At 67.3% G+C, this 24,757-nt stretch carries 29 protein-coding genes and 1 pseudogene; 19 read left to right on the forward strand and 11 right to left on the reverse strand.

The genetic code is table 11. From position 1 onward, the window contains the following. Window positions 1-20: 20 nt before the first annotated feature. The 5 genes from htpX to VF329_02885 all read left to right on the forward strand — a co-directional run bounded on the left by htpX (window position 21) and on the right by VF329_02885 (window position 4,095). Window positions 21-911: a protease HtpX gene (gene htpX, locus VF329_02865; protein HEX7079940.1), complete on the forward strand. Its 891-nt coding sequence runs from the start codon at window positions 21-23 to the stop codon at window positions 909-911. A gap of 43 nt (window positions 912-954) precedes the next feature. Further along, on the forward strand, window positions 955-1,608 hold the full coding sequence (locus tag VF329_02870) for an HAD family phosphatase (protein ID HEX7079941.1): 654 nt from the start codon (window positions 955-957) through the stop codon (window positions 1,606-1,608). A 34-nt stretch (window positions 1,609-1,642) separates the two neighbouring features. Further along, window positions 1,643-2,164, forward strand: coding sequence for a L,D-transpeptidase family protein (locus tag VF329_02875; protein ID HEX7079942.1), 522 nt, complete (start codon window positions 1,643-1,645; stop codon window positions 2,162-2,164). 158 nt (window positions 2,165-2,322) lie between these two features. Next, window positions 2,323-3,681, forward strand: coding sequence for a nucleotide 5'-monophosphate nucleosidase PpnN (ppnN, locus tag VF329_02880; GenBank protein HEX7079943.1), 1,359 nt, complete (start codon window positions 2,323-2,325; stop codon window positions 3,679-3,681). 153 nt (window positions 3,682-3,834) lie between these two features. Beyond that, a complete protein-coding gene (locus VF329_02885) occupies window positions 3,835-4,095 on the forward strand; it encodes a hypothetical protein (GenBank protein HEX7079944.1) in 261 nt (86 codons plus the stop codon). Between the two features lie 145 nt (window positions 4,096-4,240). Here the strand turns inward: VF329_02885 and VF329_02890 are convergent, their stop codons facing one another. Beyond that, a complete protein-coding gene (locus tag VF329_02890; protein ID HEX7079945.1) occupies window positions 4,241-4,948 on the reverse strand; it encodes a ParA family protein in 708 nt (235 codons plus the stop codon). A gap of 159 nt (window positions 4,949-5,107) precedes the next feature. Here VF329_02890 and VF329_02895 point away from each other — a divergent pair, with 159 nt between their 5' ends. The 7 genes from VF329_02895 to VF329_02925 all read left to right on the forward strand — a co-directional run bounded on the left by VF329_02895 (window position 5,108) and on the right by VF329_02925 (window position 9,580). Then, entirely contained in the window at window positions 5,108-5,281 is a 174-nt protein-coding gene (locus VF329_02895) for a hypothetical protein (protein ID HEX7079946.1), read from the forward strand. Between the two features lie 34 nt (window positions 5,282-5,315). Beyond that, on the forward strand, window positions 5,316-5,576 hold the full coding sequence (locus VF329_02900) for a hypothetical protein (protein HEX7079947.1): 261 nt from the start codon (window positions 5,316-5,318) through the stop codon (window positions 5,574-5,576). A gap of 59 nt (window positions 5,577-5,635) precedes the next feature. After that, a complete protein-coding gene (htpG, locus tag VF329_02905) occupies window positions 5,636-7,513 on the forward strand; it encodes a molecular chaperone HtpG (protein ID HEX7079948.1) in 1,878 nt (625 codons plus the stop codon). Window positions 7,514-7,608: 95 nt separating this feature from the next. Then, window positions 7,609-8,007, forward strand: a complete 399-nt coding sequence (msrB, locus tag VF329_02910; protein HEX7079949.1) for a peptide-methionine (R)-S-oxide reductase MsrB — start codon at window positions 7,609-7,611, stop codon at window positions 8,005-8,007. Between the two features lie 59 nt (window positions 8,008-8,066). Further along, window positions 8,067-8,414 (forward strand): hypothetical protein, encoded by a 348-nt coding sequence (locus VF329_02915; GenBank protein ID HEX7079950.1) that lies wholly within the window; start codon window positions 8,067-8,069, stop codon window positions 8,412-8,414. Window positions 8,415-8,426: 12 nt separating this feature from the next. Next, window positions 8,427-9,116: an alpha/beta family hydrolase gene (locus VF329_02920; GenBank protein ID HEX7079951.1), complete on the forward strand. Its 690-nt coding sequence runs from the start codon at window positions 8,427-8,429 to the stop codon at window positions 9,114-9,116. Then, the gene (locus tag VF329_02925) at window positions 9,110-9,580 is read left to right on the forward strand and encodes a TerB family tellurite resistance protein (protein ID HEX7079952.1); all 471 of its coding nucleotides are present in this window, start codon (window positions 9,110-9,112) and stop codon (window positions 9,578-9,580) included. Before VF329_02920 ends, VF329_02925 begins: the two co-directional genes overlap by 7 nt. A gap of 31 nt (window positions 9,581-9,611) precedes the next feature. Here VF329_02925 and VF329_02930 read toward each other — a convergent pair whose 3' ends face one another. The 3 genes from VF329_02930 to VF329_02940 form a co-directional block, all read right to left on the reverse strand. After that, on the reverse strand, window positions 9,612-10,112 hold the full coding sequence (locus VF329_02930) for a DUF4426 domain-containing protein (GenBank protein HEX7079953.1): 501 nt from the start codon (window positions 10,110-10,112) through the stop codon (window positions 9,612-9,614). Between the two features lie 186 nt (window positions 10,113-10,298). Continuing rightward, window positions 10,299-10,844, reverse strand: coding sequence for a YggT family protein (locus VF329_02935; protein ID HEX7079954.1), 546 nt, complete (start codon window positions 10,842-10,844; stop codon window positions 10,299-10,301). Between the two features lie 106 nt (window positions 10,845-10,950). Further along, on the reverse strand, window positions 10,951-11,634 hold the full coding sequence (locus VF329_02940; protein ID HEX7079955.1) for a YggS family pyridoxal phosphate-dependent enzyme: 684 nt from the start codon (window positions 11,632-11,634) through the stop codon (window positions 10,951-10,953). Between the two features lie 85 nt (window positions 11,635-11,719). On the opposite strand from VF329_02940, the gene VF329_02945 reads away from it, so the two are divergent. The 3 genes from VF329_02945 to VF329_02955 all read left to right on the forward strand — a co-directional run bounded on the left by VF329_02945 (window position 11,720) and on the right by VF329_02955 (window position 15,111). Then, window positions 11,720-12,763 (forward strand): type IV pilus twitching motility protein PilT, encoded by a 1,044-nt coding sequence (locus VF329_02945; GenBank protein HEX7079956.1) that lies wholly within the window; start codon window positions 11,720-11,722, stop codon window positions 12,761-12,763. 35 nt (window positions 12,764-12,798) lie between these two features. Further along, complete coding sequence (locus VF329_02950) at window positions 12,799-13,956, forward strand: PilT/PilU family type 4a pilus ATPase (protein HEX7079957.1); 1,158 nt, start codon at window positions 12,799-12,801, stop codon at window positions 13,954-13,956. Window positions 13,957-14,055: 99 nt separating this feature from the next. Then, window positions 14,056-15,111 (forward strand): PilT/PilU family type 4a pilus ATPase, encoded by a 1,056-nt coding sequence (locus VF329_02955; protein HEX7079958.1) that lies wholly within the window; start codon window positions 14,056-14,058, stop codon window positions 15,109-15,111. 7 nt (window positions 15,112-15,118) lie between these two features. On the opposite strand, the gene VF329_02960 is transcribed toward VF329_02955, so the two are convergent. The 7 genes from VF329_02960 to gshB all read right to left on the reverse strand — a co-directional run bounded on the left by VF329_02960 (window position 15,119) and on the right by gshB (window position 21,794). Then, on the reverse strand, window positions 15,119-15,943 hold the full coding sequence (locus VF329_02960) for a hypothetical protein (protein ID HEX7079959.1): 825 nt from the start codon (window positions 15,941-15,943) through the stop codon (window positions 15,119-15,121). Window positions 15,944-16,694: 751 nt separating this feature from the next. Continuing rightward, a complete protein-coding gene (locus VF329_02965; protein HEX7079960.1) occupies window positions 16,695-17,609 on the reverse strand; it encodes a dihydroorotate dehydrogenase electron transfer subunit in 915 nt (304 codons plus the stop codon). 1 nt (window position 17,610) lies between these two features. Then, on the reverse strand, window positions 17,611-18,060 hold the full coding sequence (gene ruvX, locus VF329_02970; GenBank protein ID HEX7079961.1) for a Holliday junction resolvase RuvX: 450 nt from the start codon (window positions 18,058-18,060) through the stop codon (window positions 17,611-17,613). A 12-nt stretch (window positions 18,061-18,072) separates the two neighbouring features. Further along, window positions 18,073-18,648, reverse strand: coding sequence for a YqgE/AlgH family protein (locus tag VF329_02975; GenBank protein HEX7079962.1), 576 nt, complete (start codon window positions 18,646-18,648; stop codon window positions 18,073-18,075). Window positions 18,649-18,723: 75 nt separating this feature from the next. Continuing rightward, window positions 18,724-19,674, reverse strand: a complete 951-nt coding sequence (locus tag VF329_02980) for a TonB family protein (GenBank protein HEX7079963.1) — start codon at window positions 19,672-19,674, stop codon at window positions 18,724-18,726. After that, window positions 19,655-20,584 carry an FAD:protein FMN transferase gene (locus VF329_02985; GenBank protein HEX7079964.1) on the reverse strand — a complete coding sequence of 310 codons (930 nt, stop codon included), beginning with the start codon at window positions 20,582-20,584 and terminating at the stop codon, window positions 19,655-19,657. Before VF329_02985 ends, VF329_02980 begins: the two co-directional genes overlap by 20 nt. 250 nt (window positions 20,585-20,834) lie before the next feature. Next, a complete protein-coding gene (gshB, locus tag VF329_02990; GenBank protein HEX7079965.1) occupies window positions 20,835-21,794 on the reverse strand; it encodes a glutathione synthase in 960 nt (319 codons plus the stop codon). Window positions 21,795-22,053: 259 nt separating this feature from the next. Here gshB and VF329_02995 point away from each other — a divergent pair, with 259 nt between their 5' ends. The 4 genes and pseudogenes from VF329_02995 (at window position 22,054) to VF329_03010 (ending at window position 24,653) form a co-directional block, all read left to right on the forward strand. After that, a complete protein-coding gene (locus tag VF329_02995; GenBank protein ID HEX7079966.1) occupies window positions 22,054-22,461 on the forward strand; it encodes a response regulator in 408 nt (135 codons plus the stop codon). Between the two features lie 26 nt (window positions 22,462-22,487). Then, entirely contained in the window at window positions 22,488-22,874 is a 387-nt protein-coding gene (locus tag VF329_03000) for a response regulator (GenBank protein HEX7079967.1), read from the forward strand. Next, a complete protein-coding gene (locus VF329_03005) occupies window positions 22,871-23,434 on the forward strand; it encodes a chemotaxis protein CheW (GenBank protein ID HEX7079968.1) in 564 nt (187 codons plus the stop codon). The genes VF329_03000 and VF329_03005 overlap by 4 nt, the downstream gene beginning before the upstream one ends. 196 nt (window positions 23,435-23,630) lie before the next feature. After that, a pseudogene (locus VF329_03010) lies at window positions 23,631-24,653 on the forward strand (methyl-accepting chemotaxis protein). The last annotated feature ends 104 nt before the right edge of the window (window positions 24,654-24,757 follow it).

The following is a 24,757-nucleotide window of genomic DNA, read 5'->3' on the forward strand; positions in this document are numbered from 1 at the left end:
CGACGTCTCCGGAGACCTTTATGAAGCGAATCTTGCTGTTCGTTGCGACGAACGTCGCGGTGCTCGTCGTGCTGAGCGTGGCCCTGCAGGTGCTCGGAATCGAGGACTTGCTCGCCGCGCGGGGCACCGAGCTCGACCTCCAAGCCCTGCTCGTTTTTTCCGCGATCATCGGCTTCGCCGGCTCTTTCATCTCCCTCGCGATGTCCAAATGGACGGCGAAGTGGCTCACGGGAGCCCAGGTCATCGAGACGCCGCGCAACGCCACCGAAAGCTGGCTGCTGAACACCGTGCAGCGCCAGGCGCGGGAGGCCGGCATCGGCTGCCCCGAGGTCGCGATTTACGATTCGCCGGACGTGAACGCGTTCGCCACGGGGATGACGCGCAACAAGGCGCTCGTCGCGGTGAGCACGGGCCTGCTCGGGCAGCTCGATCGACGCGAGGTCGAGGCGGTGCTCGGCCACGAGGTGAGCCACGTCGCGAACGGCGACATGGTGACGCTCGCGCTGCTGCAGGGCGTCGTGAACACGTTCGTCGTGTTCCTCTCGCGTATCGTCGGTTTCGTCGTCGATCGGGTCGTGTTCAAGACCGAGCGCGGCTACGGGCCCGGCTTTTTCATCGCGACGATCGCAGCGCAGATCCTTCTCGGCATCCTCGCGAGCATGATCGTCATGTGGTTCTCGAGACGACGGGAGTTCCGCGCCGATGCCGGCGGCGCCCGGCTCGCGGGCCGCGACAACATGATCGCCGCGCTCGAGGGGCTGAGACGCGTGCACCGGCTGGACGACAGCGGCCTGCCGGAGTCGATGCAGGCCTTCGGGATCGCCGGCGGGCATGTATCGGGGCTGAAGCGCCTGTTTCTCTCGCACCCGCCGCTCGAGGAGCGGATCGAGGCGCTGCGGAACGCGGCCTGACGCGCGCGCCCGCGTCGATCTCACCCGACGGCCGGCCGCGCCGATGCGCGACATCGTCTTCGATCTCGGCGGCGTGCTGATCGATTGGGACCCGCGTTATCTGCTGCGGGACCACCTCGGCGGCGCGCCGGACGAGGTCGAGCTGTTCTTGCGTGAGATCTGCACGCCGCAATGGCACGCCCGGCTCGATGCGGGCATGCCCTTCGCGACGCTCACGCGGGAGCTCGCGGCGCGCTTCCCGGAGCATTCGGCCTGGATCGAGCGTTACGGCGCCGACTGGGAGCGCATGTTCCGGGGGGCGTTCCCGGAGTGCGTGGCGTACCTCGAGGGGCTCCGCAGACGGGGGTATCGCCTGCATGCGCTTTCGAACTATCCCGCGGAGCGGATCCGGTTTCTTTACGATACCTTTCCGTTCATGGCCGAGTTCCACACCGTGGTGCTGTCCGGCCTCGTTCGCGCCACGAAGCCGGACGAGAGCCTGTACCGCTACCTCCTGCGGAGAATTGGCGCCGCGAGCTGCCTGTTCATCGACGATCGTGAGGAAAACGTGATCGCGGCACGGCGCTGCGGGATGGAGGCGGTGCTGTTCCGTCGCGAAGACGGCGTCGAAGCCCTGTCGCGGATCGTCGACGCCTTCGGCCGAGCGGAACAGGGCTCTCGGCGCCGGACGCGGCAATGCGGCGACACGGCGCGTTGAAATCGGCCATTCGATTGAATAGAGTCCGAATCCGATGAAAGGATTCGGCTCGACCTCGCTCCTCGCGTCGCTCGTCCTCGTCTTTTGGAGCGGCGCGGCTTTTGCTCAGGCGAGCCTCGTTCGCCACCACGAGATCGCCGATTCCGTGCTCGTCGTGAAGTCGGAGCGCAAGCTCTACCTGATGAAGGGCGGCGAGGTGCTGCGCGAGTTCGACGTGTCGCTCGGGCTCGCCCCCGAGGGGCCGAAGGAGCGGGAAGGAGACTTCAAGACGCCGGAAGGGCACTATTATCTCGAAACGCGCAATCCGTCGAGTGACTACTTTCTGTCGATCCAGATCTCGTATCCGAACGCTTCGGATCGCGCCCGGGCCCGGGCGGCCGGCGTCGATCCGGGCGGTCAGATCATGATCCACGGCCTGCCGAACGAGCCGAAGCTCGACGAGAGAAGCTATGTCGGCTGGGATTGGACCGACGGATGCATCGCCGTGTCGAACTCCGACATGATCGACATCTGGCTGATGACGCGCGAGCACACGCCGATCGAGATCCGCCCGTAGCTCCCGGGACTGGCCGCCGGGCCGCCGCCGCAGGGATCATGTTCTCGCAAATGAAGGCGCGCCGCGGCCGGCGCGAGGAGAAAGTCGTCGAGATGACGCCGAGGACGAGAAAGGCCGCGCCGGTTGCCGATCGAGACGGAAGAACGGATCGTTAACGCATGGATGCGACGATAGCCCCCGAAGGCATTCTCCAGGTTCTCTCGCGGTCCGAGGTCAATCAGCTTCGGGGCGCGGGCGGCGGCAGGCTCTACGAGATCTGGCGCCAGTGCTCGCTCGCGGTGCTGAACTCCGGCGTTGAAGACGACGACGTGCGGGAGATTCTGCGCCGCAATCGCGACTTCCGGATCTCGATCATTCAGCACGAAGGCGGGATCGCCCTCGAGCTCCAGAACGCGCCCGAGTGCGCGTTCGTGGACGGCGTCATGATCCGCGGGATCCGCGAGCACCTGTTCGCCGTGCTGCGCGACCTTCTCTACGTGCACGGCGACGTCGTCATCAGCGACCGTTTCGACCTGACGTCCTCCGGCGGCATCACCGACGCGGTCTTCCACATCCTGCGCAACGCTCGCGTGCTCAACGCGCGCGCCGACCCGCGCCTCGTCGTCTGCTGGGGCGGCCATGCGGTGAGCCGCGAGGAGTACGACTACTCCAAACGGGTCGGATACGAGCTCGGGCTTCGCCTCATCGACATCTGCACGGGCTGCGGCGCGGGCGCGATGAAGGGGCCGATGAAAGGCGCAACCGTCGGCCACGCGAAGCAGCGGCTGCGGTCCGGCCGCTATCTCGGCTTGACGGAGCCGACGATCATCGCCGCCGAAGCGCCGAATCCGATCGTCAACGAGCTCGTCATCCTGCCGGACATGGAGAAACGGCTCGAGGCGTTCGTGCGCCTCGCGCACGCCGTCGTCGTGTTTCCGGGCGGCGTCGGCACCGCGGAGGAGATTCTCTACCTCCTCGGCATCCTGCTGCACCCCCGCAACGCGCACATCGCGCTTCCGGTGATTCTTACGGGGCCGCCCGATAGCCGCTACTACTTCGAGCGGCTGCACGCGTTCATCGGCGAGACGCTGGGCGAGGCCGCGCAATCGCGCTACAAGATCATTCTGAACGATCCCGCGGCCGTCGCCCGAGAGGTGGCGGCCGGCCTCGACGTGGTGCACCGCGTCCGGTCCGAGACGGACAATGCGTATTTCTTCAACTGGCAGATCGAGATCGGCATCGACTTTCAGCAGCCGTTCGAAGCGACGCACGAGTCGATGGCGGCGCTCGAGCTGCATCGCGATCAGGATCTCTCTTCGCTCGCGATCAACCTCCGGCGTGCGTTTTCAGGCATCGTCGCGGGCAACGTCCGCGAGGCGGGCATCCGTCTGGTGGAAGAGCACGGGCCTTTCGAGCTGCGCGGCGAGCGCGCGGTCACGAATGCGCTCGATCGGCTGCTGAACGACTTCGTGGCGCAGCGCAGGATGCGGCTCACGGACCCCTGCAATTACGTGCCGTGCTACCGCATCGTGAGCTGATGGAGCGGCGCTTCGCGTCGATTACGTTAACTGCTTGTAAGCAACTGTCCTACAAAGACAAATCGACGCGTTTGACTGAGACCCAGTTCCTGGCGAATTGCGGTCTCGCGGATTACCTTGCGCTCGTCCGCACCACACGACTCCCGAAGCCGGATGAGCGATCAGAAGTCCCACCAGTTCCGTCCGCCTCTCTATCACCGTAAGCCCGAGCGCGACGCGGACCAGAAGGCGCCGGGCCGCGGCGACGTGCAGAAGGAGCAGCAGGGCTGGGACGCTTACCGCAAGTGGCTCACACACGTGAGCCGCAAGCCGTCGGTGCAGCGCTCGCCGGTCGACCATTCGATCTACAGCTGGAAGGGTTACCAGAACTGGGCGGACAAGGTTCGCCAGAGCTGGAAACCGGACGACGGTTAAATCGTGTCCCGCAAGTATCTATGCATGGTGCTTGCCGGGGCCGCCGTGAATACATCCCTGTAGGCTCGCTCGCGGGCGTCCCTGCCCGCGAGCGCCCCGACAAGCACCATGCATAGATGCTTGCGGGACGTCACAATATCGCCGTTCACGTGGTCGTGGCTTTCGTGGCGAGCGCGGTCACGACGCTCGGACGCTGCGCGACCTCGCGCCGCTCGGCGAGCCACGCGAGCAGCTTCTCCCACTCGTCGAGGTCCTGCCAGACTTGCCATCGCGGCATCTCGAAGATCCCGACGCCGGTTTCCGCCGAGCGAACGTAGTTCTGGCTGTCGCGGAACGTCGCGACGAGCGGGATGTCGAGGCTGTCGAGGAAGCGCATCAGCGCCTGCGAGACCCGCGTATTCGCGCGCACCCGGTTTGCGATGATGCCGAGGCGCCCCTCCGAGCGGCGGATCTTCGCGACGAGCAGCAGGTCGGCAATGCATTTCGCGGTGGCATGAATATCGATCTCGGACGGCATGACGGGCACGAGCACCGCGTTCGCGCCGCGGGTGACCTCCGGAAAGTAGCGGCTGTCGATCGCGGCCGGAGTGTCGACGACGAGCGCAGAGCATTCCGGAGGTACGCGCAGCTGCCAGCTTCGGGTCACGGAGGTCGCCTTTTCGAACCCGGCGATGCCGTGAATCGCCGGGCGCTCGTTGCCGCGCTTGCGCAGCCAGCGCACGGCGGAGGCCTGCGGATCGAGATCCATCAATGCCGGACGCTTGTCGGCGATCGCGTAACACGACGCCAGATTGACTGCGATCGTCGTCTTGCCTGAACCGCCTTTCGGATTGAGAATGACGATTCGTTGCATCGGCTAACAGCCCGCTAATACGCGTAAAGATCGCACCGTTTTCAACGCGCAACAATAAGTTAAACTCTTCGCCGTCGATCGGATGAGAGTTCCCTCACAGCGATCCCGGACGGGGAAAACTACTATAACCGCGATTGCCGTAGCGGGGATTGTTACGCAATGGACGCAAAAGACAACGGCACCTGCAACCCGTTCGCCGACACGCTCTGCTCCCTGGAATGGATTGCCTCGGCAATGGACGCCGCCCGCCGACATAACGAGCAGAAGCGCGACCCTCAGGAGCCGGCCGAAGAGCCCGACCGGCATGCGCCTTCGTGCGGCGACCCCGGCTGAGCTGATCTGCCGCCTCCCGTTTCGCCGATCCCCGATGGAGATCGTTTTGCAGTGGCTCGACGAGCTCGATGACGTCGTGTTCGCCGGCCTTCTCGCCTGGGAGAGGCTGCGGGCCGCCTGCCTCCGGGTCGGCCTCCTATCGGCGCTGCTGGTCGCGCCTTACGCAAACCGCGAAGGGGCGACCTGGACTCCATTCTTCGCGGCCGTCGCCGCTTCCTGCGTCTTGGCCGCGCTGCTCGGCGCCGGTCTCGCCTTTCTCGCGGAGCCTTCCGCGCGGATCACCCGCCGCGCTTGAAAAATCGCCGCCCGTCCCTATCGTAGCCCGGTACGTCGGGAGCGTTGGGCATTCGGAGCATGGAGAACTCGGCCGCGAGCACGTTCGGGTTTCAAGCGGAAGTGAAGCAGCTGCTTCACTTGATGGTTCATTCGCTGTACAGCAACCGCGAGATCTTCCTGCGCGAGCTGATCTCGAATGCTTCCGACGCATGCGACAAGCTGCGCTTCGAGGCGCTCGCGCAGCCGAGCCTGCTCGAGGAGGCCGGAGAGCTCGGAGTCGAGGTCGCGATCGACGGCGCGGCGCGCGTGCTTTCTGTCGCCGACAACGGCATCGGGATGTCGCGCGACGAGATCATCGAGCAGCTGGGCACGATCGCCCACTCCGGAACGGCTCGATTCGTCGAGAAGCTCACCGGCGACCAGCGCGAGGACGCGCAGCTGATCGGGCAGTTCGGCGTCGGATTCTATTCCGCCTTCATCGTCGCGGAGAGCGTCGAGGTGCTGAGCCGCAAGGCGGGCGTCCCCGCGGCGGAGGGCGTACGGTGGACGTCGGACGGGCAGGGCCAGTTCACTGTCGAAAACGCGGTCAAGCCCGAGCCCGGCACGGTCGTCCGCTTGAAGCTCAAGTCGGACGCGGACGAGTTCCTGGGTCCGGAGCGCGTTCGGGCGCTGATCCGCAAGTATTCCGATCACATCGCGTTCCCGGTCCGGCTGCGCACCGACGGTGCGGAAGCCGAGACCGTCAATCGGGCCAAGGCGCTGTGGACGCGGCCCCGGTCCCAGGTGAGCGACGAGGAGTACGTCGAGTTTTACAAGCACATCTCGCACGACTTTTCCGAGCCGCTCGCGTGGACGCACAACCGCGTCGAAGGCCGGCGCGAGTACACGTGCCTTCTGTACGTGCCGTCGTCCGCACCGTTCGACCTGTGGAACCGGGAGGCGCCGAGGGGCGTCAAGCTTTATATACAGCGCGTCTTCATCACCGATGCGGCATCGCAATTCCTGCCGCTCTACCTCCGGTTCGTCCGCGGCATCGTCGATGCGGCCGACCTTTCGCTGAACGTGTCGCGGGAGCTGCTGCAGCAGGACCCGCGGGTCGCCGCCATTCGCGCCGCGCTGACGAAGCGCGTCCTCGACATGCTCGATCGCCTCGCGAAGGAGGAGCCCGACAAGTACCGGCGCTTCTGGCGCGAGTTCGGCGCGGTGCTCAAGGAGGGGCTCGCGGAGGACTCGGCCAACCGCGAGAGAATCGCCGAGCTCCTGCGCTTCAGCAGCACCCGGTCGGAGGGCGAGGAACAGGATCGCTCGCTGTCGGAATACGTCGAAGGCATGAAGCCCGAGCAGGACGTCATCTACTACCTCCAGGCCGAGATGCTCGCGGCCGCGCGGTCGAGCCCGCATCTCGAGGTGTTTCGGGACCACGGTATCGAGGTTTTGCTGCTGACCGACCGGCTCGACGAGTGGGTGATGCAATTCCTCGACGAGTATCGAGGGAAGCGGTTCAAGGACGTCGCGCGCGGCTCGATCGATCTCCGCAAGCTCGGCGCGGAGCCGAGCGTCGTCGGCGAGCCGGGCAAGGAGGAGAAGAGCTTGCTGAAGCGCATGAAGCGCGTTCTGCGCGACCGCGTGGACGAGGTGCGCTTCAGTGACCGGCTCACGGAATCGGCGGCGTGCCTCGTGATCCGCGAGGGCGACATCGGGCACCAGATGCGCGAGCTGCTGCGGGCCGCGGGTCAGGACGCCCCGGCCGCCGTGCCGACCCTCGAGCTGAATGCGCGGCACCCGCTGATTCGGCGTCTCGGGTCGGAGACCGACGACGAGCGGTTCGAGCGTCTGTCGCTGCTGATCTTCGACCAGGCGACGCTCGCGGAAGGCCGTCAGCTGCAAGACCCCGCGGCCTTCGTGAAGCGTCTCAACAGCCTGCTCGTCGAGCTCGGAGGTGCCGCGGCCTCGTGACCGACCCCGGCGGCCCGGGGCGCTCGGTTTCCCCTACCGTGCCTCGGGCAATGCGCTTGCGCTACCATGGGGCGCAACAGGGATAGGAGGGCGTTATGAACCAGGACAAGCCGTCGGCGGAAGAGCTCCGGCGCAAGCTCACGCCCGAGCAGTTCCACGTAACCCAGGAAGGCGGCACGGAACGGCCTTTCACCGGCGAGTACTACGCGAACAAGGCGAAGGGCGAGTATCTCTGCGTCGTCTGCGGCCAAGACCTCTTCAGCTCCGAGACGAAGTACGAGTCCGGCACCGGTTGGCCGAGCTTCTGGGAGCCCGTCGCCCGCGACGCGGTCACGACGAACGAGGACCGAAGCCTCGGCCGCGTTCGCGAGGAAGTGCGATGCGCGCGTTGCGGAGCGCATCTCGGGCACGTGTTTCCGGACGGCCCGGAGCCCACGGGGCTTCGTTACTGCATCAATTCGGCGGCGCTGACGTTCGAGCCGAGCGAAGACTGAGGTCGGGCTCGCTTCTTGCAGGCCTCCCGTCGCTGACATCGCTGAACCGGAGCAGTCGGATGACACAGCATTCCGAAAGTCTCGGCGCCAATGTCGAGTCGGAGCGAGCTCTCGTGCTCGTGGCTTACGTTCTGCACCTCATCGGCAGCGTCTCGGCGTTACCGAGCATCGTCGGCCTGATCGTCAATTACTTGAAGCGGCCCGACGGAGATTCGCTGCTGCGCAGCCACCACGACTGGATGATCCGGACGTTCTGGTGGGCGTTGTTCTGGGTCGTGATCGGCTGGATCGCGAGGTTCGTGCTGATCGGTTATGCGATCCTCGCGCTCGTATGGCTGTGGTTCGTGTACCGCCATATCCTCGGCCTGATCCGCCTCGCCAACGGCGAGCCGCCCCCGCAGCGCTGAGCATCGTCCAGCGTGAAGCAAAGCGCCCGGCATGCCGAGCGGGTCGAGATCGGCGGGCCGGCCGGCACGCTCGAAGCGCTCGTCGAGACGCCGCGTGAGCCGATCGGCGCGGTGGCGGTAGTCTGTCATCCTCACCCGCTGCACGGCGGCACGATGCAGAACAAGGTGGTGTACACGCTGGCGCGCACGTTCACCCGCCTCGGGATCGAGGCGGTGCGTTTCAATTTTCGCGGCGTCGGCGAATCCGCCGGACGGTATGCGGAAGGCGTGGGCGAGCGCGACGACGCGATCGCCGCGGCGGAATGGGCGCTCCGACGGGCGCCCGGTGCCCCGCTTCACCTCGCCGGGTTCTCGTTCGGCGCGGCCGTCGCGGCGCAAATCTCGACGCAGCTTCGTCCCGCGAGCCTGGTCACGGTCGGGCTGCCGGTCGCGCGTCTGTCCGGCGAGTTCACGCCGCCCGATTGCCCGTGGCTGATCGCGCACGGCGAGCGCGACGAGTTGATCCCGCTCTCCGAGGTGCTCGCGTGGCGCGATGCTCGGGCACCGGAATCGCGCCTTGCGGTCGTTCCGGGCGCGACCCATTTCTTCCACGGCAAGCTCAATCCGCTGGCGCAGGCGGTCGAAGCCTTCGTGCTGTCGGCTTCGGAGGCGGGAAGCTCGCCGAACGAGGGCGTCGCCGCCCGGAACGGCCGGCCGTGCTGAAGGCGCTCGCGGATCTCTTCGATCGCGCATTGGGCGGAGGCGGCGCGGCCGAGGCCTCGCCGGAGCAGCGGCGCCATGCCGTGCAGGTCGCGACTGCGTTGCTGCTCGTGGAGGTCGAGCGGGCGGATTTCTCCGAGGACGTGACCGAGCGCGACGAGACTTTCCGGCTCGTCAAGCAATTTTTCGAGCTTTCCGACGAGGACGCCGCGATGCTCGTGGCCGAGGCGCGCGCCGAGGCGGACCATGCCGCGTCGCTCCAGACCTTCACCCGGCGCCTGCACGAGACGCTGACCGTCGACGAGAAGCACCGCATCGTCGAGATGCTTTGGAGGGTGGCGTTAGCCGACAACCGGCTGGACAAGCACGAGGACCACCTCGTGAGGAAGATATCGGAGCTCCTCTACGTGTCGCACAGCGACCTCATACGGATACGCAACCGCGTCAGGGAAACGGCCGGGCGCTGAGCCTGCGTCGACCCGCGCGATTCGTGCAGCGCTAATCGTCGACGAAGAACTGCTTCTTGAAGCGAACCGTGAAGCGGCTCGCCTCGTTGATCGGCGTGGCGTCGACGGTGAAGATCAGGGTTTCCCCGTCGGTGATCGTCGTCTCGCCGATGTAGTAGACCGCGTTTCCCTCCTTGATCTCCCTGAGCGTGAGGTTCTTCAGCTGCCCCGTGAGATTGATGGCCGACGCGGATACGCTGCCGGTGACCGGCGTACCCATCGATTCTCCATCCTTGCGCAGAATGCTCACGTTCAGCATCGCGCGGTTTCGGCTTCTGACGATGCCGTATTGCCGCGCCACCTCCGGCGTCAGCTGATCGGTGCCGATGGCGTTGAAGTGCACGACGTAGTCGCCGAAATCCTTCGTGCTGACGGTGCCCGGCAGGATCACGTCGTCCTGCTCCTGCGCGGCGGCGGTCTCTGCGGGCTGCTCACAACCCGCGAGGAAAGCGAGCGTGCTGAACAACGGGAGCAGTCGCAACGGGTAGTTCATACGAGCCCTCCTCCGGTCGCCGCCCCCAATGTACACCGAATTACTTTCCCTGGCACCTGCGTGCGGCCGGCGGTGCGGCGACGCGGGAAGCCGCCCGGACGCGCTCGCTCGGCGCCGCCCGCCGGCGACGCTTCGCGGTCGAAGGCGGCGACGGGCGATCGGTCGGGAGCCGGCGGAACCCCGCCGCTACCGCAGCACTCCGGGCAGCGGCAGGGCGATCACGATCGCCTGAAGCAGGATCAGGACGAGCACCGGCGACAGATCGAGGCCGGCGATCGGCGGAAGAATACGGCGGGCGGGGCGAAGGACGGGCTCGACCAGGTCCGCGAGGATCTCGCCGAGCGGGCTGTATCTCCCCTGGCCGATCCAGCTCAAGATCACGTACACGAAGATCGCGATCGTGTAGAACCACAGTGCGAGGTCGATGAGCCGCAGCACGACGTACGCGACGAACGTGCCGGCAGGGACCGCCGCGCCGACGAGCGCGAGCAGCAGCAGGATTGCAAGCGCCTCGAGGAGCAGCAGCACGACGAGCGTCGGCACGTCGACGCCTCGGATGGAGGGAAGCAGGCGCCTCGCGGGCACCACGAGGGGGTTCGTCACCTTGACGATGAGCTGCCCGAACGGATTGTAAAAATCCGCTCGCGTCCACTGCATGATGAAGCGCAGCAGATACGTGAGCAGGTAGAGGTCGGTGATCGTCTTGACGATGAAGATGAGCGCGTTCTGCATGCCGTTCTCAGCGTGAAGCCCGCGGAAAGATAACACGCGCCGGCCGCGCCCGCCGTTCGGGCAGCGGCCCCTCGCGGCCCCGGCCGCTCCGCGGACACCCGAAGGCTCAGCTCCGGGGCCCGAAGATCGCCGTGCCGATGCGCACGCAGGTCGAGCCCGCCTCGATCGCGAGCTCGAAGTCCGCGGTCATGCCCATCGAGAGTGTGTCCATCGGGTGACCCGCGCCGGCCAGGCGCTCGGCGAGCGACCGCAGCGCCGCGAAGTGCTCACGGCTCTCCGCCGGCCGGAGGTCGGCCGGCGGGATCGTCATCAGCCCGCGAAGCCGCAGGCGCGGCAAGCGGGCGACGAGCGCCGCGAGCTCGCCGGCCCGTGCCGGCGGCACTCCTCCCTTCTGCGGCTCGCCGCCTTGATTCACTTGGATCAGCACGTTCAAAGGCGGCGCGTAGTACGGACGCTGGGCATCGAGACGCACGGCGATCTTCTCGCGGTCCAGCGTGTGAACCCAGTGAAACCTCTCGGCGATCGTCCGCGTCTTGTTCGATTGAATCCGCCCGATGAAGTGCCATACGACGCCGAGCTCCGCGAGTTGCTCGAGCTTCGGTTCCGCCTCCTGGACGTAGCTCTCACCGAAATCGCGCAGTCCGGCGGCAAACGCGGCTTGAATGTGCTCTATGCTTTGTCGTTTGCTGACGCCGACGATCGTTACGTCGTCGTCGGCGCGTCTGGCGCGAATCAGCGCTTCGCGCACGCGCGCTCGCACGGCCTCCAGGTGGTACGTGATATCAGTCACGCTTTGCTGTAGCCGCTAGCTATACTATGAAAGACTCGCGTTCGCTCTGGATCGGGGCCGGTTTCGGCTTCAGTTAAGGATCGCTATGGCCGCAGTAGACATCGCCCAGCTGCTCGCTTTCGCCGTCAAGAACAACGCATCAGACCTGCATCTCTCCGCCGGCGTTCCCCCGATCATCCGTGTGGACGGCGACGTGAAGCGCATCAACATGCCAGCACTGAAGCACAAGGAAGTGCACAGTATGGTATACGACATCATGAACGACAAACAGCGCAAGGACTTCGAGGAGTTTCTCGAGACGGACTTTTCCTTCGAGATCCCGAAGCTCGCGCGCTTTCGAGTGAATGCCTTCAATCAGAACCGCGGCTGCGCGGCCGTGTTCAGGACCATCCCGTCCGAGATCCTCACCCTCGACGATCTCAATGCGCCGCGCATCTTCAAGGACATCTCGATGCACCCGCGGGGCCTCGTGCTCGTCACCGGGCCGACGGGGTCCGGCAAGTCGACGACGCTGGCTGCGATGATCGACTACATCAACGAGAGCAAGCCCGATCACATCATCACGATCGAGGATCCGATCGAGTTCGTGCACGAAAGCAAGAGGTCGCTGATCAATCAGCGCGAGGTACACCGCGACACGCTCGGCTTCAGCGAGGCGTTGCGGTCGGCGCTGCGCGAGGATCCGGACGTCATCCTCGTCGGCGAGATGCGCGATCTCGAGACTATCCGCCTCGCGTTGACCGCGGCCGAAACCGGCCACCTCGTCTTCGGCACTCTGCACACGAGCTCGGCGGCGAAGACGATCGACCGCGTCGTCGACGTCTTCCCGGCGGCCGAGAAGGAGATGGTGCGCAGCATGCTCTCGGAGTCGCTGCGCGCGGTGATCTCGCAGACGCTGTTGAAGCGCATCGGCGGCGGGCGCGTCGCGGCGCACGAGATCATGATCGGCACTCCGGCGATCCGCAATCTAATCCGCGAAGGCAAGGTCGCGCAGATGTACTCCGCGATCCAGACCGGCCAGGCGCAGGGCATGCAGACGCTCGACCAGAACCTCCAGGAGCTCATGGCGAAGGGCCTCATCACGAAGGAAGAGGCGCGCTTCAAGGCCGTGATCAAGGAAAACTTCTGATCGTCCCGGAGCCGTAGCCAAGCGAAAGGGCGGAGATGGAACGCGATCAAGCCGTCAGATTGACGCAGAACCTGCTGAGGAAGATGGTCGAGCTGAACGGCTCGGATCTCTTCATCACTGCGGACTTTCCGCCGGCGATCAAGATCGACGGCACGATCAAGCCCTTCGCCGACAAGCCGCTGACGCCTGCGCAGAGCTCGCTGATCGTCCGCTCGATCATGAACGACAAGCAGGCGAAGGAGTTCGATGCGACGAAGGAATGCAACTTCGCGATCGCGCCGCAGGGCATCGGCCGGTTCCGCGTGAGCGCGTTCGTCGCGCAGGGCAACGTCGGCGCCGTGATCCGGCAGATCGTCACGAAGATCCCGACCTTCGAAGACCTCGAGCTGCCGCCGCAGCTCAAGGACGTCGCGATGACGAAGCGCGGCCTTTGCCTCGTCGTCGGCGGCACCGGATCGGGCAAGTCGACGACGCTCGCGGCGATGATCGGCTACCGCAACGAGAACAGCCGCGGCCACATCATCACGATCGAGGATCCGGTCGAGTTCGTGCACACGCACCGCGGCTGCGTCGTCACGCATCGCGAGGTCGGCGTCGACACGGAAAGCTGGCACAACGCGCTGAAGAACACGCTGCGTCAGGCGCCGGACGTCATCATGATCGGCGAGATTCGCGACCGGGAGACGATGGAGTACGGCATCCAGTTCGCGGAGACGGGGCACCTCTGCGTCGCGACCCTGCACGCGAACAGCGCGAACCAGGCGCTCGACCGCATCATCAACTTCTTCCCCGAGGAGCGCCGCCAGCAGCTCCTGATGGATCTCTCGCTGAACGTGACCGCGCTGATCTCGCAGCGGCTGATTCCGCGCGAGAACGGCATGGGGCGCGTCGCGGCGATGGAGATCATGCTCGCGTCGCCGCTGATCCGGGACCTGATCTTCCGCGGCGAGGTCGCCTCCATCAAGGAGGTCATGGCCAAGTCGAACCGGCTCGGCATGCAGACGTTCGATCAGGCGCTGTTCAATCTGTACGAGGACGGCGTGATCTCGTACGACGAAGCGATCCGCAACGCCGACTCGCAGAACGAGCTTCGCCTGCGGATCAAGCTGCAGAGCAAGCGGGAATCGGCGGCCGCGCAGGAGCAGGGCGAGAGCCTGCGCCTGCTCGAGGAGGAGCGCGCCACTCGATTCTGACTGCGAGCTGCGTCTCGCGCGCCGCCCGAGGGAGGGCTTCGGTCCGGGCGCAGCGAAGGGGACGGTCCGCCATTCGAAAAATCGGCCTGCTACAACGCGATGAACGTCAAGCCGCTCTTCAAGCTGATGGTGGACAAGAAGGCGTCCGACCTCTTCTTCACCACCTATGCGCCCGTCATGATCAAGATCGACGGCAAGATCATGCCGGTGAATCAGATGGAGCTGACGCCGAAGATGGTGCGGCAGGCCGCGCTCGAGCTGATGAACGAGGAGCAGCTCGAGGCCTTCACGCGCGATCTCGAGATCGATTTCGCGATCTCGGAGCCCGGTCTCGGCCGCTTCCGCGTGAACATCTTCCATCAGCGCGGCAACGTCGCGATGGTGCTTCGGTTCATCACGCCCGATCTGCCGCGCCTCGAGGATCTCGGCGTGCCGGAGATTCTGAAGGATCTCGTCATGCTGCGCCGCGGCCTGATCCTGATGGTCGGCGCGAGCGGCTCGGGCAAGTCGACGACGCTCGCGGCGATGATCGATCACCGCAACCGCAACTCGGCGTCGCACATCATCACGATCGAGGATCCAATCGAGTTTCTGCACACGAATCAGAAGTCGATCGTGAATCAGCGCGAGATCGGGCTCGACACGCATTCGTTTGCGCGCGCGCTGCGGAGCGCGATGCGCGAGGCGCCCGACGTCGTGCTGATCGGCGAGATCCGCGACCGCGAAACGATGCAGGCGGCGATCGACCTGGCCGGAACCGGCCACCTCGCGATCGCGACTCTGCACGCGAACAACGCGCCCGAGACGCTCGACCGGATCATCAACATGTATCCGAACGATCAGCACAACCAGGTGCTGATGGATCTTTCGCAATACCTGCGCGCCGTGATCTCGCAGCGGCTCGTGCGCTCGAAAGAGGGGCGACGCGTCGCCGCGGTGGAGGTCATGCTGAACACGCCGCACATCTCCGAGATGATCAAGAAGGGCGACATCGCGCACGTGAAGGAAGCGTTCCGGGAGACGCGCGAGCCCGGCGTGCAGACGTTCGACGAGGCGCTGTTCGAGCTCTACCGCAACGGCGTGATCAGCATGGAGGAGGCGCTGTCGAACGCCGATTCGCGCAGCAACCTCGAGGCGAAGATCAACTTCGGGTGACGGCCCGCTAGAGCGGCGCGTCCGGATTTGCGATCGTGCGCCACATGTGCGCGACGGGGCTGCCGTCGTTGCCGAGCCCTTCCTTCGGCTGCCGGAAGTGCCGGCCGATCAGGTCGACGAACGGCTCGATCGACACGACCGCGTTCGGATCGAACGCGTACAGGTCGCTGACCGTCACTTCTCGGGCGGCGTCGTACCAGCGGTGCCTTCGGGCGTAGTCGTACGCGGCCTGGATGTGCGGCGGCGGCACGTAGTCCTCGCCGAAGATCCGGTGGTAGAGATCGGGGTAGCGGTAGCCCGCGGTCTCGTCGGGATAGAACCGCAGGGCCTGGTGATAGCGGATCGCGAACGCCGTGCGCTCGGGGACGTAGGGCTCGAAGAGCTGCGCGCCCCAGTAGCCGTGATCCGTCTTCATGATCTCCTGCACGACGTCGTGCAGCAGGCACGCGAGCACGATCTCGTCGTCCGCGCCGCGCTCGCGGGCCTTGTTCGCGCTCTGGAAGCAGTGGTTGCGCGTCCGCGTGAACCTGCGCTCGAAGAAATCGAGCAGCGTCGGTGAGTCCGGCATCGCGGGCAGGCGCGTGACGTTCGCACCGGTGGTGTCGAGGAACAGGTTGCCGACGCCGCGCCGATAGGGGCGCGTCGTGATCGCGGCCTCGACCTCGGCGGCGGTCGGGAAGTCGGACGCGGTGCCCGCATTCGCCGCGGCACCGGAATCGAGCTGGGCGATCAGCGCGTCTTCCAGCGCGTCCGCCCGCGCCTCGTGACTCATAGCCGCCACGGCCGCGGCACCGCCGAGTGCCGCGATGAAGGTCCTGCGATCGAGCTCCATGACTACCTCCCCCGGGCGGCCGGAGTGCCGCCTGCATCCCTACTTAACGCGAACGAGGACGGCGATCAACTCGCGAAATCGGGGGTCCGAAATCGGGGTCAGAGCCCTTTTTGTGCTTCCCGTCGAGCGCGGAATCGGGGTCAGAGCCCTTTTGTGCTTTTCCCGCCGCGCCGCCGAACCCTCTTGGGTGCAGCGGCATGTCGGTCGGCCGCGCGGCGAAATTCAGGGTCAGAGCCCGTTTACGCCTTTCCTACGTGCTGCCGAATCGCCCCCCGCAGGCAGCGCACTGGGGCGGCCGCGAGTGGCCAAATTGGGTTCAGAGCCCCATTGCGGACATCGAAATTGGGGTCAGAGCCCCTTTGCGGAGATCGAAATTGGGGTCAGAGCCCATGGCGGAGATCAACTGGGGGCGTGCCAGTCGGCCGCGGGGGCGCGCGTTCGATCTGCGCTTTCGGCGGCACGCGGGAAGAACATCCTGTCGCTCGACGGCGGCCGTCCATGGCCGCCGAACGGCCGCCGAAAGCGCAGATCGAACACGCACCCCCGCTACGTCGGCGCGGGGGCACGGGGCAGCGCGCGGAAGAGCGGCTTCGCCAGGCGAAGCCGAAATGGGATCGGAGCCACATTGGGTGCCGGAGCCACATGGGGGCCGGAGCCACATTGGGGTCAGAGGGCTCTGACCCCAATGCTGCTGCTGGAAAAGGGCTCTGACCCCAATTTCACTGACCCCAATTTCACGCTGACCCCAATTTCACGCGAAGACGGCGGGGTAGACCTCGCGGGCCTCGAAGACGGGGCCGTCGACGCAGACGCGCTTCATCGCGGGGCCCGCCGGGGTCTCGATACGCACGGTGCAGCCCGCGCAGCCGCCGACGCCGCACGCCATGTACTCCTCGAGCGCGAGCTGGCACGGCAGGTCGAACTCGTGCGCGAGGACGGCGAGCGCGCGCAGCATCGGCTCGGGGCCGCAGCCGATCAGCTGCGTCTCTCGACGGGCGTCGTCGGGCATCGTCTCGAGGAGGCGTCTCGCGAGCGACGGGACGAAGCCGGCGTAGGCGCCCGCAAGGCCCGCGTTGCTCGCGAGCCGCGACGGGATGCCGAGGGCCTCGAGAAACGCCATGCCGTGCGTCGCGTCCGGCGGCGCGCCGGGCACCGGCAGCGCGGACGGCACGAGGTCGAACGGGAACGGCAGCTCGCTGCCCATCAGCACGATCGGCGTACGGAACTCGGGCCGCCCGGCGAGGCGTTCCGCCGCGAAGATCATCGGCGGGATGCCGACGCCGCCGCCGATCGCGAGCACGCGCGGCCGGGAAGGCGACGGGAAAAAGCCGCGGCCGATCGGCGCGAGCAGGCTCAGGCGCTCTCCCGGGCGGCGCGCCGTCAGCTTCTCGAGGCCGGCGCCGACCGGCTTGTACAGGAACTCGAGCCAGCCCCGGTCAGGGTCCGCGCGCATGATCGACAGCGGCCGCCGCAGCGGGACGCACGGGTCGCACGTGACGTGCGCGAAGGTGCCCGGCTCCGCTCGCCGGGCCGCGGCCGGCGCCGCGACGCGCAGCACGAACTGTCGTCCCGGCCACGCGTCGTGCGCGAGGATCTCGGCGTCCTCGAGGTAGATGGTGCCGCGCGTCCCGGGACCGCTCCCGCCCGCGCCGCTCACCGCCGTCACGTCATCGCTCTCCATTTTCCGCAGTGCTCATCCATTGCTCGGCGATCAGGCACGCGGCCCGGGCGTCGATCTCGGCCTTGCGGCTTCGCCGCCGCAGCGCTCCGCTCCTGCGGGCCTCCGCAAGGTCCGCCGCGGCGGCGGCCGACGTGAAGGCCTCGTCGACCGTCTCGACCGGCAGCCCGTAGCGGCGCGCGAGCGCGGCCGCGAACGCCCGCGCGGCCTCCGTGACCGACGTCGCGCCCTCGGATGACTCCGGCACGCCGACCACGAGCCGCTCCGGGCGCCATTCGGCGACGACCGCGTCGATCAGCGGCCACGGCGGCTCGCGGCCGCTCGCGAGCGTCGTCAGCGGCGACGCGGTGCGCGTGCGCAGGTTGCCGGTCGCGACGCCGATCCGCCGGCGGCCGAAGTCGAAGGCGAGCACGATTCCGCTGCCGCGCGTCGACGCCACGCCGCCGCCGGCCTACGCGTGCCCGGCGTAGCTCGCGAGCTGGTGGATGTCGACGCCGAGCAGGCCCGCGGCCGCGCGCCAGCGTTGCTCGAACGGCGTCTCGAACAGCACCTTGTGATCCGCCGGCACGCTGAGCCATGCGTTCGCCGCGATCTCCGCCTCGAGCTGACCCGAGTCCCAGCCCGCATAGCCGAGCGCGACGAGCACCGGCTCCGGCCCCTCGCCTCGGGCCATCGCCGCGAGGATGTCCTGCGAAACCGTGATCTTGATTCCGCCGCCCGTCTCGAGCGTGGAGTCGTAGCGTCGATCGGAACGATGCACGACGAAGCCCCGGTCGCGCTGCACGGGACCGCCGGCGAGGACCGGCAGCTCGGCGAGCCGCGGATCCGTCGGCTCGAGCGAAAGCTGCCGAAAGACCTCGGCGAGCAGCATGTCGGTCGGTCGGTTGATCACGATGCCCATCGCGCCTTCTTCGTCATGCTTGCAGATGTAGGTGACCGTCTCGTTGAAGTTCGGGTCGACCATCGCGGGCATCGCGATCAGGAAGTGATCCTGAAGGCTCCGCACCTGCCGTGTTTCGCGTTCCATGATGAACCGGATTCTATCGCAGGTCGCCGGAGCACGTCGCCGCGGCAGCAGGTCGCGACGAAGGACGGTGTGACGTCAGTCTGCGATCGGCGACGAGGCCGCCGCGGAGCGCGCGTCTGTGCCGCCCGAGAAGTCCCACTCGTACGCGAAGCGCAGCACGTCGTATTGGCTGCGGATCTCGGGCGGCAGCGGATCGAACGGCGCGGCGAGCCGCAGGATCGTCAGCGCGGCCTGATCGAGCGCGCCGTCGCCGGACGAACGACGGACGACGATCTCGGTCAGCGCGCCGTCCGCGCCGATCGCGACCTCGAGCATCGGACGGCCGACGTTCTTCCGCTCGCGTAGCGTCGCCGGAAAGTTCAGCGTGCCGATCCGCTCGACGCGCCGCCGCCACGTATCGAGGTACTCGGCGAGGATCGACTCGCGCGTCGACGGCGCCGCGGCGAAATCGGGATCGTCGGTATCCGGCAGCGCGGCGACGTCGTCGATCTCGAGCGCGAGGGTCTGCTCTGCCGAGCGGTCGAGGAGCGCCGCACGCGTCTCGGCCTCGGCCGCCGAGACCTCGGTCGCCTTCGGCACGGCCGCGACCTGCCGCGCGGACGCTCCCCGGGTCACGATCTCGTCGGCCGCGGGCGCGGCCTCGCGCGGCCTCGCGTCCGCGGCGTCGGCGGCGCTCGGATCCCCGACCGCGGTCATCGGCTGATCGGCGGCGAGCGTCGTGGTCGGGCGGACCCCGTCTCGCGGCGCACCGCCGCCGTCGATGTTCGCCTGCGCGAGCCACTCGGCATCGGGCCGCGGCTCGTCGATCCGGTTCGTGTCGACGACGAGCGTGACCTTGAGCGACGGCAGCGCATCGTTTTCGGGCGCGCGGGGGGCCGTGAACGTGACGCCGAGGATCAGCACGCCGTGCGCGAGCGCCGCGAGAAACAGCGTCGAGCTCAGCCGGTCCGCGCTGACCTTTGCCGGCGGCGCGCTCGCGTCGGGCGGAGAGGACGTGCCCCGCGCGTTACGAGTCGGCGACGACATCCCACTGCTCCGCGGTGCCGGCGACGAGGCGCCGGCGCATCGTTTCGGTCGCCTCGATCCGCCCGCTCGAGTCGACGCGCAGCACGGCATCGACGTCGAGCGCATCCGCGACGTCGGCCCAGTCGTCGCCGGCGACGAAGAGCGCCGTCGCGGCGGAGTCCGCCGCGACGCCGTCGCGAGCGATCACGGTCACGGCCCGGCTCTCGTCGGCCGGCCGGCCGGTGCGCGGATCGAGGAGGTGATGCAGCCGTTCGCCGCCGCGCTCGACGTAGCGCTCGTAGTCGCCCGACGTGAACGCCGCTTCTCCGTCGGCGAGCTCGATGACCCCGAGCACGTCGTCCGCGCGCGGGTCCTGAATGCCGATGCGCCATGCGCGGTCGCCGCGCGTCCCGAGGACGCGAAGATCGCCGCCGGCGTTGACGAGCGCGGACGTGATGCCGTGCCGGCGGAAGAGCTCGACGATGCGGTCGACGGCCGCGCCCTTCGCAATGCCGCCGAGGTCGAGCAGCACGGGCGTCCGCGCCGAGACCTCGACGCCGTCGATGTCGACGGCCGCGATGCTCGCGCCGGCGCCGAGCCACGCGTCGATCTCGGCGGGTGTCGGCTCGCGGGGCTCGCCGGCGGCCTCGTGGAACCCGTAGCGCTCGACGAGCGCCCCGACCCCGGGATCGAAGGCTCCGCCGCTCAGGGCGTTGGCGCGCTTCGCCGCGACGAGGAGCGCGGCCATCTCGGGGCTCACGGTCGCCTCGCGGAGCTCGGCGAGCGCACGGTTCAGCCGCGCGAGCTCGCCGTCGGGCGCCCACGCGTAGTAGTCGATCTCGAAACGGCGCAGGAACGCCTCGGCCTCGTCGAGGGCGGCCTCGGCCGTCCGCGGCGCCGCGACGACCGCGAGATCGACCCACGTGCCCATCGCGTATACGCGACGTTCCGCGAGGCCGGGCCGGTCCGCGCACCCTGCGACGATCAGCGCCGCGAGAAGGAACGGGATCGAAAATGGTGTCAGACGCCTTTTTCGTGCGACTCGCGAAAATGGTGTCCGACACCTTTTTCGCAGAGATGGCGTCGAGCGTCTTTCGCGTTCAGGGCGAAAAAGGCGTCCGACACCATTTTCGAAAAGGTGTCCGACACGGTTTTTGCTCGCGGGAATCACGCGCAACCGGTCACTTGTCGAGCCGCCGCTCCACGGCGTCGAGCAGTCTAGCAGCGATGTCGATGCCGAATTGCCGATCCAATTCACGTATTCCGGTCGGGCTCGTGACATTGATTTCGGTGACGAAATCGCCGATCACGTCGAGCCCGGCGAACAGCACGCCCTTGGCCGCGAGCGTCGGCCCGACCTCGGCCGCGAGCCAGCGGTCGCGCGGCGTCAGCGGCCGGCCCTCGCCGCGGGCGCCCATCACGAGGTTGCCGCGCGATTCGCCGGGCGCCGGGATCCGGGCGAGCGCGTACTCTACCGGCTCCCCGTCGATCAGGATGACGCGCTTGTCGCCGTCGGCGATCTCGGGAAGGAAGCGCTGCGCGAGCGTGAAGCGGGTGCCGTTCTGCGTCAGCGTCTCGAAGATCACGTTCGTGTTCGGATCGCCCTTCGCCACGACGAAGATCGAGCGCCCGCCCATGCCGTCGAGCGGCTTCAGGACGATCTTCCCCTGCTCGTCGAGGAACCCGAGCAGGTCCGGATGCGAGCGCGTGATCAGCGTCGGCGGCGTGCAGTGCGGGAACCAGGCCGTGTAGGCCTTCTCGTTGATTTCCCGAAGGCTCGCCGGCTTGTTCACGACGAGCACGCCGCGCTCCTCGGCGAGCTGCAGGATATACGTCGTATAGACGTACTCCATGTCGAACGGCGGATCCTTGCGCATCAGCAGGGCGTCGAGACCCTCGAGGGGACCTGCCCACTCGTCGCCGTACGTGAACCACCGCTTCGTGTCGTCCTCGACGGTGAGCAGCCGTCCCCGGCCGAAAGGTCCGCCGTAGCGCACGGACAGACCGTTCTGCGTGAAGTACGCGATGCGCCAGCCGCGGCGTTGAGCGGCGAGCAGCATCGCGAGCGTCGAATCCTTCTGCGGCTTGATCGACTCGATCGGGTCCATGACGACGCCGAGCAGTCGTGACGAGCTGTCCATCGGTCCTCGCTTTTTGAGTGCAGGTTCGCAGTTTCGCCGAAAACGGCAACGCTACCATAGCTCGCGGAACGCGGTGCTCCGGTACCGCGACGAGGCGCGTTCGGGACGTAATCGCAGTCCTCGGTCGGCGGCTCCTCCGACCGACGGACGGAGTCGTTGGAAGCGTCTCATCAATATGTTAAAAGGCGCGTTGAGCTCGCGCGGTGCCGCTGTGGAGCAACCGGGGAGCGGCGGCCGCCGAAAGCGCAGGGAGAAGTGCGTGTCGACCGGTAACGCGGTAAGCCCGAGGCCGAGCCTTCAGGGCCTCAAGATCCTTGTGATCGACGACAGCAAGACGATCCGTCGCACCGCCGAGACGTTGCTCGCGAAGGAAGGGTGCACGGTGTACACGGCGGTCGACGGCTTCGACGCGCTGTCGAAGATCGCGGACCACCAGCCCGACATCATCTTCGTCGACATCATGATGCCTCGTCTCGACGGCTATCAGACCTGCTCCCTGATCAAGCACAACAAGCTCTTCAAGGACACTCCGGTGATCATGCTGTCCAGCAAGGACGGGCTGTTCGATCGTGCGAGGGGCCGGCTCGTCGGTTCCGAGCAGTACCTGACGAAGCCCTTCACGAAGGACGAGCTGTTGAGTGCGATTTCGAGTCACGTCGGGCGCTGAGGCCGTTCGACGTCGGGGGGCTGACCATGGCACTGATCATGATCGTCGACGATTCGCCTACCGAGGTGCACGTGATGAAGACCGTGCTCGAGAAGCACGGCTTCGACACGGTGTCCGCCGCGGACGGCTCGGAATGCATCTCTCTCGCGCGGGAGATGCGTCCGGATTTGATCCTGATGGACGTCGTGATGCCGGGCGTGAACGGCTATCAGGCGACGCGCACGTTGACGCGCGACCCGCTGACGAAGTCGATCCCCGTCGTGATGATCACGACGAAGAGCCAGGAATCCGACCGGATCTGGGGCATGCGGCAGGGCGCCGTCGACTACCTCGTCAAGCCGGTCAGCGAGGCCGTGCTCGTTGCGAAGGCGAACGAAGTTCTCGAGCGGCGGACCGAGGGGCCCGGCGCTTGAGCCTCGCGGAGCTCAGGGAACGGCCGTTCGAGCTGCTGCTCGAGCTCGAGCGCCTCGCGCGCGCGGCGAGCGCGGCGCGGGACGGCGGTGCGGCGGCGGCCGACGAATGGGCCGGCATCGGCTTCCGGCTCGGCAACGAGCATTTCGTGACCGGGCGCGGCGACGTCCGCGAAGTCCTGCCCGTGCCGGACCCCGTGACCCGCGTGCCCGGCGCGAAATTCTGGCTGCGCGGCATCGCGAACGTCCGCGGGCAGCTCCTGACCGTCGTCGACCTGAGGGCGTTCCTCGGCGCGGGCAGCGCCGGGTCGGACCGGCGCTGCCGGATCCTCGTCGCCGCGAGCCGTGACGTCCCGACCGCGCTGATCGTCGACGAGGTGGTCGGTATCCGCCGGTTCGCGCACGACGATTTCAGGCAGCAGGTGCCCGCGACGGTCATCCGCTGCGACCACTATCTCGATGGGGGATTCGTGCACGGGTCGGAAGTCTGGCCCCGTTTCAGCCTCGGTAAGCTGCTTGCCGACGAGCAGTTCCTCAACGCCGGCGAAACGACGAGGAAATGAGCTGACGATGATCAAGTCGAGCCCTTGGATCAAGCTCCTCCCTCCGCTTGCGTTCGCGTCGGCGGCGTTTATGGTCGGCGCCGCCGTGCTGCTTCTCACGCGGGAAGGCGGCGGCGGTCTTCCGCTGCTGCTCGTCGGCGCCGCGCTGCTCCTGCTCCTGACGATGATGCTCGCGTACCAGCGGGCCGGCGACCTGCGACGGATCGCCGAGACGCAGGCGGCGCAGAACGAGCGCAACCAGCAGGCGATCCTGCGGCTGCTCGACGAGCTGTCGAACCTCGCGGACGGCGATCTGACCGTCCAGGCCACGGTCACGGAGGACATCACGGGCGCGATCGCCGACTCGATCAATTACGCGATCGAGCAGCTGCGCGACCTCGTCGCAACGATCCACGACACGTCGATCCTCGTCGACGCGGCGGCGAAGCAGAGCGAGGCGACCGTGCGGCACCTCGTCCGCTCGAGCGAGACGCAGGCGAAGCAGACCGCCGCCGCGTCCGAGGCCGTGGCCCGCATGGCGCAGTCGATCGAGGAGGTGTCCGGCAATGCGGAGCGCTGCTCCGACGTCGCGCGGCACGCGGTCGACGTCGCGCACAAGGGCGGCGAGGCAGTGCGCCGGACGATCGACGGCATGAACACGATCCGCGAGACGATTCAGGACACGTCGAAGCGGATCAAGCGCCTCGGCGAGAGCTCGCAGGAGATCGGCAACATCGTCGAGCTGATCGAGGAGATCGCCGAGCAGACGAACATCCTTGCCCTGAACGCGTCGATCGAGGCGTCGCGCGCCGGCGAAGGCAGCCGCGGTTTCGCGGTCGTCGCGGACGAGGTGCAGAAGCTCGCGGAACGCTCGACGGCGGCGACGCGCAAGATCGAGGTGCTCGTGCGCACGATCCAGTCGGACACGAACGAGGCGGTCGTGTCGATGGAGCGCAGCACGACGGACGTCGTCGGCGGCGCGCTCCTCGCCGAGAACGCGGGCGCCGCGCTCGACGAGATCGAGCAGGTGTCGCACCAGATCGCGAGCCTCGTGCAGAACATCTCGAGCTCGGCGCGCGAGCAGACGCGCGCGACGGCGGCGATCACCGAGTCGATGCGCGTCCTGCGCGAGATCAGCGCGAAGGCGACCGAGTCGACGAACGCGGCGTCCGCAGCGATCAGCAAGCTCTCCGAGCTCGCGTCGCAGCTACGTGAGAGCGTCAGCGGCTTCACGTTGCCGCAAGACACGGCCGGCACGAGCGTGCTGAGCCAGGCGCGGATCGCCTCCGCGCTCGAGGCCGGCCGGCCGCCGCGCGCCGAGGGTCCCGCGCCCGTGCCCGCGGC

Source organism: Gammaproteobacteria bacterium, assembly GCA_036381015.1.
GTDB lineage: Bacteria > Pseudomonadota > Gammaproteobacteria > Steroidobacterales > Rariloculaceae > ZC4RG20.